14 protein-coding genes, 1 tRNA gene and 1 pseudogene are annotated in these 15,142 nt (G+C 62.5%); 15 read left to right on the plus strand and 1 reads right to left on the minus strand.

Annotated elements, in window-relative coordinates; translation table 11 throughout:
- Positions 1-22: 22 nt before the first annotated feature.
- The 8 genes from AC1RT8_RS16770 to AC1RT8_RS16805 all read left to right on the plus strand — a co-directional run bounded on the left by AC1RT8_RS16770 (position 23) and on the right by AC1RT8_RS16805 (position 7,111).
- A complete protein-coding gene (locus AC1RT8_RS16770; protein WP_493076788.1) occupies positions 23-406 on the plus strand; it encodes a VOC family protein in 384 nt (127 codons plus the stop codon).
- A gap of 91 nt (positions 407-497) precedes the next feature.
- Positions 498-944: a dUTP diphosphatase gene (dut, locus tag AC1RT8_RS16775; protein ID WP_493076789.1), complete on the plus strand. Its 447-nt coding sequence runs from the start codon at positions 498-500 to the stop codon at positions 942-944.
- Positions 944-1,321 carry a hypothetical protein gene (locus AC1RT8_RS16780; protein ID WP_493076790.1) on the plus strand — a complete coding sequence of 126 codons (378 nt, stop codon included), beginning with the start codon at positions 944-946 and terminating at the stop codon, positions 1,319-1,321. The genes dut and AC1RT8_RS16780 overlap by 1 nt, the downstream gene beginning before the upstream one ends.
- Complete coding sequence (locus AC1RT8_RS16785) at positions 1,318-2,067, plus strand: HesA/MoeB/ThiF family protein (RefSeq protein WP_493076791.1); 750 nt, start codon at positions 1,318-1,320, stop codon at positions 2,065-2,067. Before AC1RT8_RS16780 ends, AC1RT8_RS16785 begins: the two co-directional genes overlap by 4 nt.
- 34 nt (positions 2,068-2,101) lie before the next feature.
- Entirely contained in the window at positions 2,102-3,235 is a 1,134-nt protein-coding gene (gene wecB, locus AC1RT8_RS16790; protein ID WP_493076792.1) for a non-hydrolyzing UDP-N-acetylglucosamine 2-epimerase, read from the plus strand.
- A 472-nt stretch (positions 3,236-3,707) separates the two neighbouring features.
- A complete protein-coding gene (gene wecC, locus AC1RT8_RS16795; RefSeq protein ID WP_493076836.1) occupies positions 3,708-5,006 on the plus strand; it encodes a UDP-N-acetyl-D-mannosamine dehydrogenase in 1,299 nt (432 codons plus the stop codon).
- Positions 5,007-5,620: 614 nt separating this feature from the next.
- Positions 5,621-6,376: an FkbM family methyltransferase gene (locus AC1RT8_RS16800; RefSeq protein WP_493076793.1), complete on the plus strand. Its 756-nt coding sequence runs from the start codon at positions 5,621-5,623 to the stop codon at positions 6,374-6,376.
- A gap of 27 nt (positions 6,377-6,403) precedes the next feature.
- On the plus strand, positions 6,404-7,111 hold the full coding sequence (locus AC1RT8_RS16805; protein WP_493076794.1) for a class I SAM-dependent methyltransferase: 708 nt from the start codon (positions 6,404-6,406) through the stop codon (positions 7,109-7,111).
- A 350-nt stretch (positions 7,112-7,461) separates the two neighbouring features.
- On the opposite strand, the gene AC1RT8_RS16810 is transcribed toward AC1RT8_RS16805, so the two are convergent.
- Positions 7,462-7,536 (minus strand) — tRNA-Glu (locus AC1RT8_RS16810).
- Between the two features lie 87 nt (positions 7,537-7,623).
- Here AC1RT8_RS16810 and AC1RT8_RS16815 point away from each other — a divergent pair.
- From AC1RT8_RS16815 to AC1RT8_RS16845, 7 genes and pseudogenes are all read left to right on the plus strand, one after another.
- Positions 7,624-7,896, plus strand: a pseudogene (locus tag AC1RT8_RS16815) (helix-turn-helix domain-containing protein); the annotation flags it as partial.
- A 151-nt stretch (positions 7,897-8,047) separates the two neighbouring features.
- Positions 8,048-8,905: an IS3 family transposase gene (locus tag AC1RT8_RS16820; RefSeq protein ID WP_493076837.1), complete on the plus strand. Its 858-nt coding sequence runs from the start codon at positions 8,048-8,050 to the stop codon at positions 8,903-8,905.
- A 194-nt stretch (positions 8,906-9,099) separates the two neighbouring features.
- Positions 9,100-10,200, plus strand: a complete 1,101-nt coding sequence (gmd, locus tag AC1RT8_RS16825) for a GDP-mannose 4,6-dehydratase (protein ID WP_493076795.1) — start codon at positions 9,100-9,102, stop codon at positions 10,198-10,200.
- Positions 10,197-10,925, plus strand: a complete 729-nt coding sequence (locus AC1RT8_RS16830) for a class I SAM-dependent methyltransferase (protein ID WP_493076796.1) — start codon at positions 10,197-10,199, stop codon at positions 10,923-10,925. The genes gmd and AC1RT8_RS16830 overlap by 4 nt, the downstream gene beginning before the upstream one ends.
- A gap of 121 nt (positions 10,926-11,046) precedes the next feature.
- Positions 11,047-12,012, plus strand: a complete 966-nt coding sequence (locus AC1RT8_RS16835) for a GDP-L-fucose synthase family protein (RefSeq protein ID WP_493076797.1) — start codon at positions 11,047-11,049, stop codon at positions 12,010-12,012.
- A gap of 162 nt (positions 12,013-12,174) precedes the next feature.
- Positions 12,175-12,876, plus strand: coding sequence for a polysaccharide biosynthesis/export family protein (locus tag AC1RT8_RS16840; protein WP_493076798.1), 702 nt, complete (start codon positions 12,175-12,177; stop codon positions 12,874-12,876).
- Positions 12,877-12,916: 40 nt separating this feature from the next.
- Complete coding sequence (locus AC1RT8_RS16845) at positions 12,917-15,142, plus strand: GumC family protein (protein ID WP_493076799.1); 2,226 nt, start codon at positions 12,917-12,919, stop codon at positions 15,140-15,142.

Genomic DNA, 15,142 nt, shown 5'->3' on the forward strand with positions numbered 1-15,142 from the left:
CCGCACATAAGGGAGAAGAATCATGGCGGGTTACATGACGCTGGGCGCCCTGGATTCGGCAAAGTCCAACGCCTTTTACGATGCGACGCTGGCGATCATCGGCTGGTCCTCGCACATGGCCTTCGGGGAATGGCGGGCCTATTCCAAGGGCGGTACCGGCGAGGGGTTCACCCTGTGGATCTGCAAGCCGTTCGACGGTGCGCCGGCCAGCGCCGGCAACGGCACGATGATGGCCTTCAACGCGAAATCGCATGCCGAAGTGGATGCGTTTCACGCAGCGGCGATGGTGCATGGCGGCAGCTGCGAGGGTCCGCCGGGCCCGCGTCCGGATTATGGCCCCAAATGGTATGCCGCCTATCTGCGCGACCCGACGGGCAACAAGCTGGCGGTGGTGTGCAACGCGTGACGTTGCGCCACTGGCACCGGATCAACCCAATCTTTGCCCCGGCGAAGCGGAACGGCCTTCAAAAAGACGGATTGAGCGGTAGGAAGGAGGCATGACCTCTCTCCTGTCGATCCATATCAAGCGCCTGCCGCACGGCGACGGCCTTCCCCTGCCCGCTTATGCGACGGAGGGCGCCGCCGGCATGGATGTCGTCTCCGCCGAGGACATGATCCTGGCACCGGGCGCGCGGGCTGCCGTCGCGACGGGTTTCGCGGTGGCGATCCCGCCAGGCTATGAGGTGCAGGTCCGCCCGCGCTCCGGCCTGGCGCTCAAGTTCGGCGTCACCTGCCTCAACACGCCGGGCACGATCGACAGCGACTATCGCGGCGAAGTGAAGGTGATCCTCGCCAATCTCGGCCAGGAGGCATTCGTCATCGCGCGGGGCGACCGGATCGCTCAACTCGTTCCGGCCCCGGTCCAACGCGCGGTGCTGGACGAGGTCGACTCGCTGGAGGATACCGTTCGCGGAGCCGGAGGATTCGGCTCGACTGGGCGTTGATGCTGTTCTTTCTACTCTTGCAGGCCGCCGCGCCGGCTGTTCCGGCCGACTGGTCCACGCTTCCTCCCCTGCCCGCGTCGATGGCGCCGCAGGTGACGCCCCCGCTCACCCGCTTCGTGGCGGACGAGATCGCGGCCGGGCGTTGCGTCCAGCCCAAACCCGCCGATGGCCATTATGTCCTCAAGATCGACGTCGTCGCGCTGATCGGCACCGACGGCTTGATCCGCCGCTCGCTGCCCCGCGCTATCAACTGCCCGACGGTCGAGCAATATAGCGCGGGCCTCGTTGTCAGCTTCGCACGGACCAACCCCCAGCCCCATGCCGGCGCGACCGATCTCTGGTATCGCACGACCATCGTCTATGACTGGCGCGGATGAGTCTCACCGACACAGAGCTTGAACGGTACGCGCGCCATATCGTCCTGAAGGAGGTCGGCGGCGCCGGCCAGCAGAAGCTGCGCCGCGCGACGGTCGCGATCATCGGCGCGGGCGGCATCGGATCGCCAGCCATCCAGTATCTCGCTGCCGCGGGCGTCGGCCGCCTGATTATGATCGACGACGACAGCGTCGATCTCTCGAATCTCCAGCGCCAGACCCTGTTCGGCACTGACGATATCGGCAACCCCAAGGTCGAGGCTGCCGCACGTGCCGTCGCAAGGCTCAATCCGGGCGTGACGATCGAAGCGAGACAGGTGCGGATCGACACCGCCAACGCCCGCGACCTCATCGCCGGTGCCGATGTCGTGCTCGACGGCACCGACAATTTCGCGACCCGGCTGGCGGTCGCCGATGCGGCGCTCGCGCTGCGCATTCCTCTGGTCTCGGCAGCGGTCGGCCAGTTCGAAGGTCAACTCGGCCTGTTCCGCGGCTGGGAAGCCGGCAAGCCCTGCTATCGCTGCTTCGTCGGCAGCGATCCCGACCGCCCTGAGACAAGCTGCGCCGAGGCAGGCGTGCTCGGCGCCATGACCGGCGTGCTCGGCAGCCTCGCCGCGCTCGAGACAATGCGGGCGATCGTTGGCTTCGGCGAGGACAGCGCCGGCAAGCTGCTGCTGGTCGACGCCCTCGCCTTCCGCTTCCGCACCATTGCCCTGCCCAAGGACCCCGGCTGTGCGACCTGCGGTTAGCACGGCTTTAAGCCAATCCGGCTAGGGCGGGCGCATGTCCGCCACTTCCCCCAAGGTCCTGGTCATCTTCGGCACGCGCCCCGAAGCGATCAAGCTGTTCCCCGTCGTCGCCGCGCTGAAGCAGCTGCCCGGCCTGACCGTCCGCACCTGCGTCACGGCGCAGCATCGCGGCCTGCTCGATCAGGTGCTGAGCATCGCCGGCCTCTCGCCCGACATCGACCTCGACCTGATGGAGCCGGGCCAGTCGCTCGACCGCCTCACCGCGCGCCTGCTTACGGGCCTTGGCGAGGTGATGGACGCCGAACGCCCCGACCGCGTGATCGTGCAGGGCGACACCGCCACCGCGATGGTCGGCGCGCTCGCCGCCTATTACCGCAAGACCCCGGTCGGCCATGTCGAGGCGGGTCTGCGCTCGGGCGACATCTGGCAGCCCTGGCCCGAAGAGGTGAATCGCCGCATCGTCGCGCCGATCGCCGACCAGCATTTCGCCCCGACCGACACCGCCGCCGACGCGCTGAGGCGCGAGAATATCGATCCGGCGACGATCCATGTGACGGGCAACACCGTGATCGATGCGCTCCACGCAACCCGCGCCCGGCTGGCCGAGGATCCGTCGCTCGCCGCCGGGTTGGACGCAATCGCCGACCGCTTCGCCGGCAAGCGCATGATCCTCGTCACCACCCATCGCCGCGAGAATTTCGGCGACGGCATGGCCAATATCGCCCGCGCGCTCGGCCGCATCGCCGACCGGCCCGACACCGCGATCCTGTTCCCCGTCCATCCCAACCCCAATGTCGTGTCGGTGATGGACGAGATGCTGGGCGACCGGCCCAATATCGCCCGCATCGATCCGCTCGATTACCCGCATTTCGTCCGCGCGCTCGGCCTGTGCGAGATCGCGCTGACCGATTCCGGCGGCGTGCAGGAAGAAGCCCCCGCCCTGGGCAAGCCAGTGCTCGTCATGCGCGAGACGACCGAGCGGCCCGAAGGCGTGGCTGCTGGTACCGCGAAGCTGATCGGCACCGGTGCCGATCGCATCGTCGCCGAGGTATCGACCTTGCTCGACGATCCGTCGGCCTATTCGGCGATGGCGCGTGCGCACAATCCTTTTGGCGACGGGCACAGCAGCGCGCGGATCGCCGCTATCGTCGGCGCAAGCCTGCAATGAAATCCCGCCCGCGTGATGGACGGGAGATTGTTTTTCATTCAGGACGTTGCGTGAGATACTCGATACGAACCCGATCGAATCGGGTCGAGGGGCACAAGGGGAGGAACAGGGTCGCATGCGCGTATTCGGCTTATGGTGCCTGATCTTCAAACATAAGACCGCATCCGGGTCCAAGCGAGTTTTCGAAGGCAATGTCTTCGCACGGTGCAAGGTCTGCTCCCGGGAGTTGTTCCGCGACCCCAAGAGCGGCAAGTGGCGCGCGTCCAGGCCCGAGGATCATCGCCCTCGCAAACTGTCCCTGATCGACGAAGAGGGCGCCCCCGAACGGCGCGTACGCAGCTCGCGTCGATAGGTTTTCACGCCGGCATTTCCGAAATCTTCACTCGCCTGAGCGACAAGCAGAACCGGTTAGCGACGCGTTGTCCGCGATGGGCGGGCGATCGTCGCGCAGGTTTGCGGGGACGTGTCGTCGATGGTTTCGGACAATGAGCTCAAGGTCGTGGTGCTTGGCCTCGGCTATATCGGCCTTCCCACCGCCGCGGTGATCGCGCGCACCGGCGCGAAAGTGCTCGGCGTCGACGTCACCGAATCCGTCGTCGACACGGTCAATTCGGGCAAGGTGCATATCGAGGAAGTCGATCTCGACGGCCTGGTCTCGGGCGTCGTCGCCCGCGGCAACCTGCGCGCCTCCACCATGATCGAGCCGGCCGATGTGTTCGTGATCGCCGTGCCCACCCCCTTTGCCGAGGATCACGCGCCGAACATCGGCTATGTCCTGCAGGCTGCCACCACCATCGCCACCGTTCTGAAGGCGGGCGACGCGGTCATCCTCGAATCCACTTCACCCGTCGGCACGACCGAGAAGGTCCGGGATCTCCTCGCGCAGCTCCGCCCCGACCTGAAGGTGCCCGGCAAGACCAGCGAGAGCGCTGACATCGCCATCGCCTATTGCCCGGAGCGTGTGCTGCCCGGCCGCATCCTGGTCGAGCTGATCGACAATGACCGGGTCATCGGCGGCATCACCCCGCGTTGCGCGCGCAAGGCGCTCGCCTTCTACCGCCGTTTCGTACGCGGCGCCTGCGTCACCACCACCTCGCGCGCGGCGGAGATGACCAAGCTGACCGAAAATGCGTTCCGCGACGTCAACATCGCCTTCGCCAACGAGCTGAGCCGCGTCGCGGACACGATGGACGTCGATGTGTGGGAGGTGATCCGCCTCGCCAATCGTCATCCGCGCGTCAACATCCTGTCGCCCGGCCCAGGCGTGGGCGGGCATTGCATCGCGGTCGACCCCTGGTTCCTGGTCCATGCCGACCGGCCCAACACCCCGCTGATCCGCACCGCGCGCGAAGTGAACGACGCGAAGGTCGACTATGTCATCGCCCGCGCGGAAGCGATGGTCGCGGCGCACCCCGGCATGCCGGTCGCCTGCCTCGGCCTCGCCTTCAAGGCGAATATCGACGATTTCCGCGAGAGTCCGGCGCTGAAGGTCGCGGCCGCGCTCGCCGCCCGGTTCGGCGATCGCCTGCATGTCGTGGAGCCTTATGCGGCTGCCCTGCCCGCGTCGTTCGACGGCACCGGCGCGCATCTGACCGACATCGATACCGCGATCGAGACCTGCCCGATCATGATCGTGCTAGTCGATCACGACGTGTTCAAATCGGTCCCGCTCGATGAGCGCGCCGACAAGATCGTCTATGACACGCGCGGAATCTGGCCGGATCAGCCGCGCACCCAGCTCCGCCCGGAGCCGCTGCGTCTGGCGGGCTGAGCGCTAGGCTAATGTCCACCAGCGTCCGCTGCCGTCCTGTAATATACATATATTTCAATGACTTGGCAGAATTTTTTAGCTCGACTATCTGCACCACCCGGTCGAGTTCGCGCCGCTTCGCCGGCGGCAGATGGTCGAGGTCGGTTCGCATATGCAATCACTCTATCAAAGTGTCGAACGCGATGCCCAGCCAATTCCGAACACGCGGGGGGCGAAGGGACCGCAAAAAATCAGCGATTCATTCCGGCGGAGAAAGCAGCGCATTTCCACGACCCGGAGGTTGGTTGCGCTTCTCTACCTGAGAAAAGGCATCTCCTGTGATGCGGCGTACTTCACCAAAATGAACAGACAACTCCCCTTCTATGGTTCGGGGTTGCCTTCTCGTGCGTCGCCCCTCCTCAAATTTTCGTGTCGACAGATCGAGAGGTCAGGTGCCGCCAGACCGAGCAGAGGCACTGCTAGAGTTGCAGAGGTCGACAGCCGAGCTCGTCGAGCGGCATGAGATGATTGCCCTAGAGAGTGTGGCACAGTTCGCATCACACCGCTAACACGAGGCCATGCTCGCCGAATCATTCCGCCGCTTCCTCTCCTGGTACGCTAGTAGGCGTAAGCCGTTGAGCGACACGATCTACCGCTTCAGCCGGCGGTACATTATGGCATGGAGCAACATAGAGAACGACTTAACGAGGAACGGTGAGCAATGGTTGTTGCGGCGAGTTCTCGCCGGGAAATCAGCCAACCAGCCCGTTGTGTTCGATGTAGGCGCCAACATCGGAGACTGGAGCGAGATGGTGATTCCGCGGCTGGCGGGCGTTCGCCTCCTTGCATTCGAACCCGTGCCTCCCGTACGCAAGCGCCTCGCAGACAGGCTGGCGGGGACCAAGACAGAGATATACCCCTACGCCTTGTCCGACGCAGCAGGCAGCGTGATGATCAATTTTACGCCGGATAACCCGCACCTCTCCTCGCTCGTCAGCATGGATGGGGCGTCGACAATTCCAGTGACCTCGGTCGAGGTTGAACGCCGGACTGGCGACGACCTGTGTGCCGAGCTAGGGATTGATCACATCCGCTTCCTGAAGGTTGACACCGAAGGACACGACCTGAGCGTACTGCAGGGCTTCAGCAGTATGATTGAAACAAGGCGCATCGATATCATACAATTCGAATACAATTATATGTCGATCTATTCGAGGACATTTCTGCGTGATTTTTACATGATGCTAACGCCAGCGATGAGGATCGGCCGTCTACTGCCAGATCGAGTCGAGTTCACAGAATATGCGCCAGCGATGGACAATTTCATTCAATCGAATTGGATTGCCGTTCGAAACGATCTTGTCGCGGATATCGATTCTCTGGGCCGGTGACTAGTAAAACTGGGAGTGAATGTTCCGATGCCTATTCAGACAGCCGAGCGCAGGTTTGCCTTCGCGACCCCGCCACCACCCGGCCTACTTGCCAAGTTGGCAGGCTATCGCCGTCGATACGGCCCTGTTCACGCGCTCGCACGGTTTGCCGCCACGAAGGTGCCGGGCATCTGGCCAGTTGTCGGACCCGTCGTTTCGCGAGGATATCGTGGGCGATGGATTCGGCGAGATGGCCTGAAGCTGCTTAGCCTGGGAGGCGGTAGCAATATTATCGACGGCGCACTTACCGCGGATCTGGATCCGCGCGCTGATACGTACATGAATCTCGCCAGACGATTGCCGTTCGCAGACGCCTCGATTGATTTGATGTTCACTGAAGAATTTATCGAGCACATTAGCAAGGGCGACGCGGCGATCATGCTTCGTGAGTGCTACAGAGTCCTTAAGCCGGGCGGTGCGCTGCGCATCGCAACACCTGACTTGGATTGGTTGAGTTCAGGAACCCTGGACGGATCAGTATCCTGCGACACGACAAACGACAGCTTTTACGGTCACGGTCATCGATACCTGTATTCGCGTGCGGAGATGTTGAAAGTTGCCAACGAGGCAGGCTTTGCCAACGCACGTCATTCAACATGCCAAGACCCTGCTTCTCAGCTAGGCTACCTTGATAGCCATGCCGACCGATTCGGGCACGATCCGCTTCTCTCGCAATATGTAGAGGCGTTGCGGTAGCACCAGGGTTGAATGCCGCAGCGCTCATTTTGCCCTTTGGCAAAATGTATTTCCGCTGGGAAATGAGGCGATGGGTCCTACGAAGATCAGGTGCTGTGGTGCCTGCCAAGCTCGATGGAGGTATTTGCTGCCTCGTTGGCCGAAGGACCGGGCCGGCGCTTCCAAAGCTAAGTCACGATATTGTTCTCGAACATTGCATACATCATTCGGGGATTCCAACGCTCGAGCGGTGAATTTCTCTTCCGGGCGCGCTTAACTGCCGCGCATTTTCAAACTCTTGTCAAACGGGTCACTTGTGGACCAACCAGGACGTGATCGGACGCCAAAATAGTCACTGAATTTGAAATCGCTGGTGACCCCTACGAGAATCGAACTCGTGTTTTCGCCGTGAGAGGGCGACGTCCTAACCGCTAGACGAAGGGGCCGTTCCGCACGATGGGGAATCATGGGCCTGGACTGCCCCCCTTGAGTGAGACACGGTAATTGGGTGACACGGTAGCCGAGGAGGCAACGTGTCGGACCGACCGCCGAGGATATTCACGACAGCGTTCAAGGAGCGGGCGGTATTGCGCCTGGAAGGGGGCGAGCCGGCTACGACGCTGGCTGCCGAGTTGGGTGTGCGTCGCAAGCTGTTGTACGATTGGGCCAAGGCGTACCGCGAGCAGGGCGTGGCAGGGTTGAACCGCAAGCGCGGCCCCAAGCCCGGAGGCCGCCGTTCGCGTGTGGCGCCTGAGCGCACGGCGCCGGCCGATCCGCTGGCACAGGCCCAGGCGCGAGTTGCCGAGTTGGAGCGGCTGGTCGGTCGCCAGCAGGTCGATCTGGATTTTTTCGCAGAGCCTTGCGGCTCACGGACGCGGACAGCCCGAGCGGCACCGCGCCCACCTCTACGCGGTCATCGAAGCCATGACCGCGCAGGAGACGTAGGGCGATGCGACGATCCAGCGGCTTTGCATGCTCGGCGGCGTCTCGCGTACGAGCTATTATCGGCACTTCGACGCACACGCACCAGCGCGTGCGGATGCCGATCTGCGGGATGCGATCCAGCGGTTGAGCCTGGTGCATCGGCATTATGGCTATCGGCGGATCACCGCGCAGTTGCGACGCGAGGGCCAGGTCGCCAACGCCAAGCGCGTGCTCAGGCTGATGCGCGAGGATAATCTGCTGTGCTTGCGCAAGAGCCCGTTCGTGCCGCGTACCACCGACAGCCGGCATGGCTTTGCGATCGTGCCCAACCTGATCCGCTACCTCGTGCCGACCGGCATCGATCAGATTTGGGTCGCCGACATCACCTATGTCAGGCTCAGCGAAACCTTTATCTATCTCGCGGTCGTGCTCGACGCGTTCAACCGCAAGGTCATCGGCTGGGCGCTCGACGACCATCTCGAGGCAAGGCTCGCGATCGAGGCGCTGGACATGGCGATCGGTGCGCGCAATCCGGCTCCCGACACGCTGATCCACCACAGTGATCGCGGCGTGCAATATGCCAGCATCGACTATGGCCGGCGCCTCGAAGCCCGCAGCATCGCCATCAGCATGAGCCGCGTCGCCAACCCCTATGACAACGCAAAGGCCGAGAGCTTCATGAAAACCCTGAAAGCCGAAGAGGTGAACGGCAAGGCCTATGCAACCCTCGATCACGCCCGCCGCGATATCGGCCGGTTCATCGACACCGTCTACAACGCCGAGCGCCTCCACTCAGCGCTCGGGTACAAGCCGCCGGCCGAGTTCGAAGCCGAACTCAGCCACTCCAACAACCATCAAAACTATGGCAATATCGCTGTGTCACTCAATTAGACGTGTCTCAACTCAGGGGGTGCACTCCAGGCCCGACTCCGATGGGGAGAAGGCGAATAAGTGGGGACGCGAAAGGTCCAATTTAGGTGGAAATCGCTGTCGTGTCTCCACTAAAACTGGACCCTATCCCCCAAATTGGTAAGGCGGGCTGAAATGGCACGTTCGCGGTCGCACAAACCATGGAGCTGTATCACATGACCAAGACCGCCCTGATTACTGGTGTCACCGGGCAAGACGGCGCCTATCTGGCGGAATTGCTGCTGTCCAAGGGCTATGACGTACACGGCGTGAAGCGCCGCTCGTCCTCGTTCAACACCGGGCGTATCGACCATATCTATCAGGATCCACACGAAAAAGGCGCACGGCTGCACCTCCACTATGGCGACATGACCGATTCGACGAACCTCATCCGGATCGTCCAGGAAGTGAAGCCCGACGAGATCTACAATCTCGCGGCGCAGAGCCATGTGCAGGTCAGCTTCGACACGGCGGAATACACGGCCAATGCCGACGCGATCGGCACCTTGCGCCTGCTCGAGGCGCTTCGCCTGCTCAGCCTGCACGAGACGACGCGTTTCTATCAGGCCTCGACCTCCGAACTCTACGGCCTGGTCCAGGAAGTGCCGCAGTCGGAAACGACGCCCTTCTATCCACGCTCGCCTTATGCCGCGGCCAAGCTCTACGCCTATTGGATCACGGTGAACTACCGTGAGGCTTATGGCATGCATGCGTCGAACGGCATCCTGTTCAACCATGAGAGCCCGCTACGCGGCGAGACCTTCGTGACGCGCAAGATCACCCGCGCCGTCGCGGCGATCCATCTCGGGCTGCAGGACATGTTGTGGCTGGGTAATCTCGACGCCAAGCGCGACTGGGGCCATGCCCGCGACTATGTCGAGGGCATGTGGCGCATCGTCCAGCAGGACAAGGGCGACGATTTCGTGCTGGCCACCGGCGTGACTCAGACAGTCCGCTCCTTCGTAGAGCTCAGCTTTGCCGAGGTCGGGATCGAAGTCGACTGGAGCGGCACCGGCATCGACGAAGTCGGCCGCTGCCGGAAGACTGGCAAGGTCCTGGTCAAGGTCGATGCACGCTATTTCCGCCCGACCGAGGTCGAATTGCTGATCGGCAATCCTGCCAAGGCAAAGCGGGTCCTCGGCTGGGAAGCGACAACGACGCTCGCCGAACTCGTGTCGGAAATGGTCCGCGAGGATCTGAAGGTGGTCGCCCGCGAAGCCGAGAGCCGGCGCCCCGACGAGGAGCGGCCGAGCTCGCTCTACATGGTCAAAAGTTGAACGACGAACCGATACTGCCCGATCATAGTGCGCACCGCGCGGCGAATGGAACGAACATGACAACGCCACTGCAGAATTACGCATATGAGAACAACGAGGCGGCGCATACGCACGCCTATCTCTTCCCGACACTGTTGACGATTCTCGCGGACCGACCGGTCGGTCCGATCTTCGAGCTCGGATGTGGAAACGGCACCACTGCCTCGATGCTTACTAAGCGGGGCCACAGCGTCACCGGCGTCGATCCTTCAACCAGCGGAATCGAGATTGCCCAGCGCCAATATCCGGAATGCCGACTGGAGCTGGGATCATCCGAGGAAGACCTGCGCGCGCGCTTTGGAACTTTCGACACGCTGTTGAGCCTCGAAGTGGCGGAGCATGTCTATTCGCCAGCAGGCTATGCCAGGGCGATCAGCGACCTGCTAAATCCGGGCGGCATCGCGATCATCAGTACGCCCTATCATAGCTATCTCAAAAACCTCGCGCTTGCGGCAAGCGGCAAGATGGAAGGCCATTTCACCGCATTGTGGGAAGGCGGCCATATCAAATTCTGGAGCCGGCGGACGATCGCGACCCTGTTTGAGAAGACCGGTTTCGACGAGATCGCCTTTCACCGCGTCGGAAGGATACCCGTTCTAGCGAAATCGATGATCTCGGTCTTCCGGAAGCGGGATGCGCCCAGATCAGGTGGGGACGGTGGCAAATCCCGACCTGAGCGAAACTGACCTCCAAGCCACGTATTTGTGCGGATGCGAGGACGATTGGAATGCCGCAACCCGAAGATATGCTAATACTCTTCCCAAACATGTTGCCTCTCAACTCTAGCACGGATGTGATATCGTTATAATGAGCGAGTTGTTTTCCCTGGCCGGCAAGCGAGTCTGGGTAGCCGGCGAGCGCGGCATGGTCGGCCGCGCGATCGTCCGCCGCCTGGCGTCGGAGCAATGCGAGATTGTGTCGACCGCAACGCGCATCGACCTGCGCGACCAGGCAGCGACATTCGCCTGGATGGACGCGAACGCCGCCGACCTGATCTTCCTCGCCGCCGCGAAGGTCGGCGGGATCGCGGCCAATGACTCGCTCCCGGGCGAATTTCTCTACGACAACATGATGATCGAGGCGAACGTGATCGAGGGCGCGCGCCGCACCGGCGCCGCGAAGCTCGTGTTCCTCGGATCGTCCTGCATCTACCCCAAGCATGCCGACCAGCCGATGCGCGAGGATGCGCTGCTGACCGGGCCGCTCGAGCCGACCAATCAATGGTATGCGATCGCCAAGATCGCCGGAATCATGCTCGCCCAGTCCTATCGCCGGCAATATGGCTGCGACTATATCTCGGCCCAGCCGACCAACCTCTACGGGCCGTTCGACAATTTCGACCTGCAGGGGAGCCATGTCCTCCCCGCGCTGATCCGCAAGGCACATGAGGCCCGGCTGGCCGGCGCTGCGACCGTGCCGGTCTGGGGCAGCGGCGCGCCGCTGCGCGAGTTCCTGCATGTCGACGACCTGGCTGATGCCCTCGTCTTCTTGGCGAAGACCTATTCGGGCGAGGAGATCGTCAATGTCGGGTCTGGCGAGGAGATCAGCATCGGCAATCTGGCGCATATGGTTGCCGACATCGTCGGTTTTCGCGGCGAGACGGTTTTCGACGCTACCAAGCCCGACGGAACGATGCGCAAGCTGGTCGACACCGGAAAGCTGAACGCGCTCGGCTGGAACGCGCACCGTCCGTTGCGAGAGGGCATTGCGGACACCTATCGCTGGTTTTTGGACAATAGCGACACGTTACGCACCGGCGCTGCAACAGCATGATTCAAACACGTGCCGTAACGTCTCTCGGCGGGCTTTTCCGCGGTCATATTGCTCTGCAGCAGGGTTGACGGACGGAGCCGCACGGTTAAAGGTCCCGTCGCCTGTAACCACATAGACCGGCGGCGATATTCGTCGTGATCCGCCACGCGTAGGATATTCGAAATGACACTCTTCCGTCGTGCGCGCGCGATGATTGTCCCGCTGTTGGTTCCGCTGATGCTGGCCGGGTGCTTTAGTGGACGGGGTGGTACAATCCCATATGAGGTGAAAGATTTCGGGCGGCCCGACGCGCCTGTGGCGGCGGCGCCTGATGTTGAATATCGGATTGGGGCGCTCGATCAGCTTGCTGTCACGGTATACCGCGTCCCTGACCTGTCGGGCGAACTGCCCGTCGACGCGAGCGGCAAGATCACGATGCCGCTCATCGGTGAGATGACTGCAGTCGGCAAAACCTCCGGCGAGCTTGCGGGCGATATCAAGAAGAAACTCGGCGAGAAGTACATAAACAATCCCGAAGTACAGGTCGTTGTCAAATCGGCCTCCAGCTCAAGGATCACGGTCGACGGTTCCGTCGGCGCGCCGGGCATCTATCCGATCGCAGGTCCAACCACGCTGCTCCAGGCCGTCGCCATGGCTAAGGGCGCGACCGAGGACGCCAATCTACGTCGCGTCGTCATCTTTCGCCAGATCAACGGCCAGCGCCAAGCAGCTGCCTTCGATCTCAAATCTATTCGCCGTGGAGAAATGGCGGACGCCCCGGTGTACGGCGACGACATTGTCGTCGTGGATGGATCGGAATCCAAGAGCACGTTCAAGAACGTCGTGCAGACCCTTCCGCTGCTCGCCCTGTTCCGGCCTTTCTGAGGCTGTTAGCCGCAACCGAAAAGATGGATTGCTTCACTTCATGACCGATACCATCCAAACCTTTCGTGCAAGTGGTTCGACATCGTTACCGTCCGTGCCGACGGGCGGAGCGGTCTCAACGGCTATGGTCCCACCGCAGCCTGACACGCCGGAGTTCGAGCTGAACCTACGAACGATCATGCGCATCCTGCTGAAGTGGCGCTGGCTGTTCGTCGCTTTCGTAGTGGCGGGCCTTGGTGCCGCGACGGCAATGACGCTGCTGGCAACGCCGCTCTTCCGGGCGACAGCGACGATCGAAATCAAGCGGCAAGAATCGCAGATCATGAAGGAGTCCTCGATTGAGCCGGTGGTGGTCAACGACCCGGCTGCGATGGCGACCCAGTTCGGCCTGATTCAGAGCCGCGACCTTGCGGTTCGCGTTGCGCAGCGACTGAATCTGGCGTCGAACCCAGCCTATGCGCCCCAGTCGCTTTCGCGCGAAGCACGCGAGAATATCGCCGTCGGCCGGCTCCGCAGCGGCCTTAGCGTGGCGCCGGTAGGTACCAGCCGGCTGATGAACGTGAACTTCGTCAGTGCCGACCGGAACGAGGCCGCGCGCGTGTCCAATGCGTTTGCCGACAGCTTCATCTCGACCGGGCTTGAGCGGCGCTACGACGCTACCGCGTACGCCCGCAACTTCCTTCAGCAGCGCATCACGGCGGTTAAAGCGGCGCTGGATCAGTCCGAACGGGCGCTGGTTGGCTACGCACGCCAGCAGGGCATCGTAAATATCGAAAGCGCCCCAGGACCGGACGGCCGGCAGGGTACCGGAACCTCTCTCGACGCCTCGTCGCTGACCGCGCTAAACGGGTCGCTTTCCGTTGCGCAGGACGCTCGTATGCAAGCGGAGGGTCGCTACAACGAAGCGCGCCGCAACGGAACTACGACCGAGACCATCCAGAACCCTACGATCACTGCCCTCCAAGGCGAGCGTACGCGGCTGTCTGGAGAATATCAGGAGAAGCTGGGGATCTACAAACCCGACTTCCCGCAGATGAAGGATATGCAGGCGCGGATCGCGGTGCTCGACAGCCAGATCGCACGTGAGCGCGCGGGCGTCTCCAGCGCGCTGCGGTCGGAGTATGAGGCCGCACTGTCCCGCGAGAACGCGCTCCGGAGCCGGGTTAACCAGCTCAAGGGTTCGGTGCTCGACCTGCGTGACCGTAGCATCCAGTACAATATTCTGCAGCGCGAGGTTGATACCAATCGTTCGCTCTATGACGCTCTGCTCCAGCGCTACAAGCAGATCGGCGTGGCGGGCGGGATCGGCGAAAGTCAGGCCTCGGTTGTCGATCACGCGATTCCGCCGACCGCACCTTTCAGCCCGCGACTTGGCGCGAATCTGATCATGGGTCTGTTGATCGGGACCCTGCTCGGCATCGCCGTAATCATGGCAATCGAATATATCGACGACACCATCAAGGTGCCGGAGGATGTGGAAACCAAGCTGAAGGTCAGCGTGCTGGGCGTGATCCCGAAGCTGACCCGCGACACGACCCTGATCGAGGAACTGTCGATCTCCCGGTCGAAGATATCCGAGGCCTATTTCACCGCCCGGACGTCGCTTCAGTTCTCGTCGCCCGAGGGCACGCCCCGCGTGCTGCTGGTGACGAGCACCAAGCCTTCGGAAGGAAAGTCGAGTTCGGCGCTCGGCCTGGCGCAGAGCTTCGCCAAGGTCGGGCTCAAGGTCCTCCTGATCGACGCCGACATGCGCAAGCCATCCTTCACCGCCAAGGAAGGCGACGGTACCGGCCTGTCCGCACTGCTCGCAGGCGGCAATCTGTCCGAGCCGAAGATTCTGTCGACCAACATCACCAACCTGCACCTGCTGCCGAGCGGCCCCATTCCGCCCAACCCGGCCGAACTGCTTGCAAGCCAGAACCTTCCGCGGCTGCTCGCGATCATGCGCGAACGCTTCGATCTGATCGTGGTCGATGGTCCCCCGATCCTAGGCCTCGCCGACGCGCCATTGCTCGGTGCCGCGTGTGACGGAACCGTAGTCATCATCGAGTCCGGTGCAATCCGGAGGCCGGCGGCGTTGAACTCGGTCAAGCAATTGCGCGCCGCCGGTGCGCGCGTGATGGGCGTCGTGCTGACCAAGTTCAATCCGAAGTTCGAGGGCTATGGCTATGGCTATGGCTATGGCTATGGCTATAGCTACGGCTACGGCGCTGATAAGGGCGAGAATGCGAAGGATCGGCAGCGGCGTATTGAGCTGATGTCGTAG

The organism is Sphingomonas sp. GW821-FHT10F11, assembly GCF_058809095.1.

Excerpts from the sequence above, each read along its gene's own strand:
- AC1RT8_RS16770 (WP_493076788.1), top strand. The coding sequence starts at position 23 with ATGGCGGGTTACATGACGCTGGGCGCCCTGGATTCGGCAAAGTCCAAC.
- dut (WP_493076789.1), top strand. The coding sequence starts at position 498 with ATGACCTCTCTCCTGTCGATCCATATCAAGCGCCTGCCGCACGGCGAC.
- AC1RT8_RS16780 (WP_493076790.1), top strand. The coding sequence starts at position 944 with ATGCTGTTCTTTCTACTCTTGCAGGCCGCCGCGCCGGCTGTTCCGGCC.
- AC1RT8_RS16785 (WP_493076791.1), top strand. The coding sequence starts at position 1,318 with ATGAGTCTCACCGACACAGAGCTTGAACGGTACGCGCGCCATATCGTC.
- wecB (WP_493076792.1), top strand. The coding sequence starts at position 2,102 with ATGTCCGCCACTTCCCCCAAGGTCCTGGTCATCTTCGGCACGCGCCCC.
- wecC (WP_493076836.1), top strand. The coding sequence starts at position 3,708 with ATGGTTTCGGACAATGAGCTCAAGGTCGTGGTGCTTGGCCTCGGCTAT.
- AC1RT8_RS16805 (WP_493076794.1), top strand. The coding sequence starts at position 6,404 with ATGCCTATTCAGACAGCCGAGCGCAGGTTTGCCTTCGCGACCCCGCCA.
- gmd (WP_493076795.1), top strand. The coding sequence starts at position 9,100 with ATGACCAAGACCGCCCTGATTACTGGTGTCACCGGGCAAGACGGCGCC.
- AC1RT8_RS16835 (WP_493076797.1), top strand. The coding sequence starts at position 11,047 with ATGAGCGAGTTGTTTTCCCTGGCCGGCAAGCGAGTCTGGGTAGCCGGC.
- AC1RT8_RS16840 (WP_493076798.1), top strand. The coding sequence starts at position 12,175 with ATGACACTCTTCCGTCGTGCGCGCGCGATGATTGTCCCGCTGTTGGTT.
- AC1RT8_RS16845 (WP_493076799.1), top strand. The coding sequence starts at position 12,917 with ATGACCGATACCATCCAAACCTTTCGTGCAAGTGGTTCGACATCGTTA.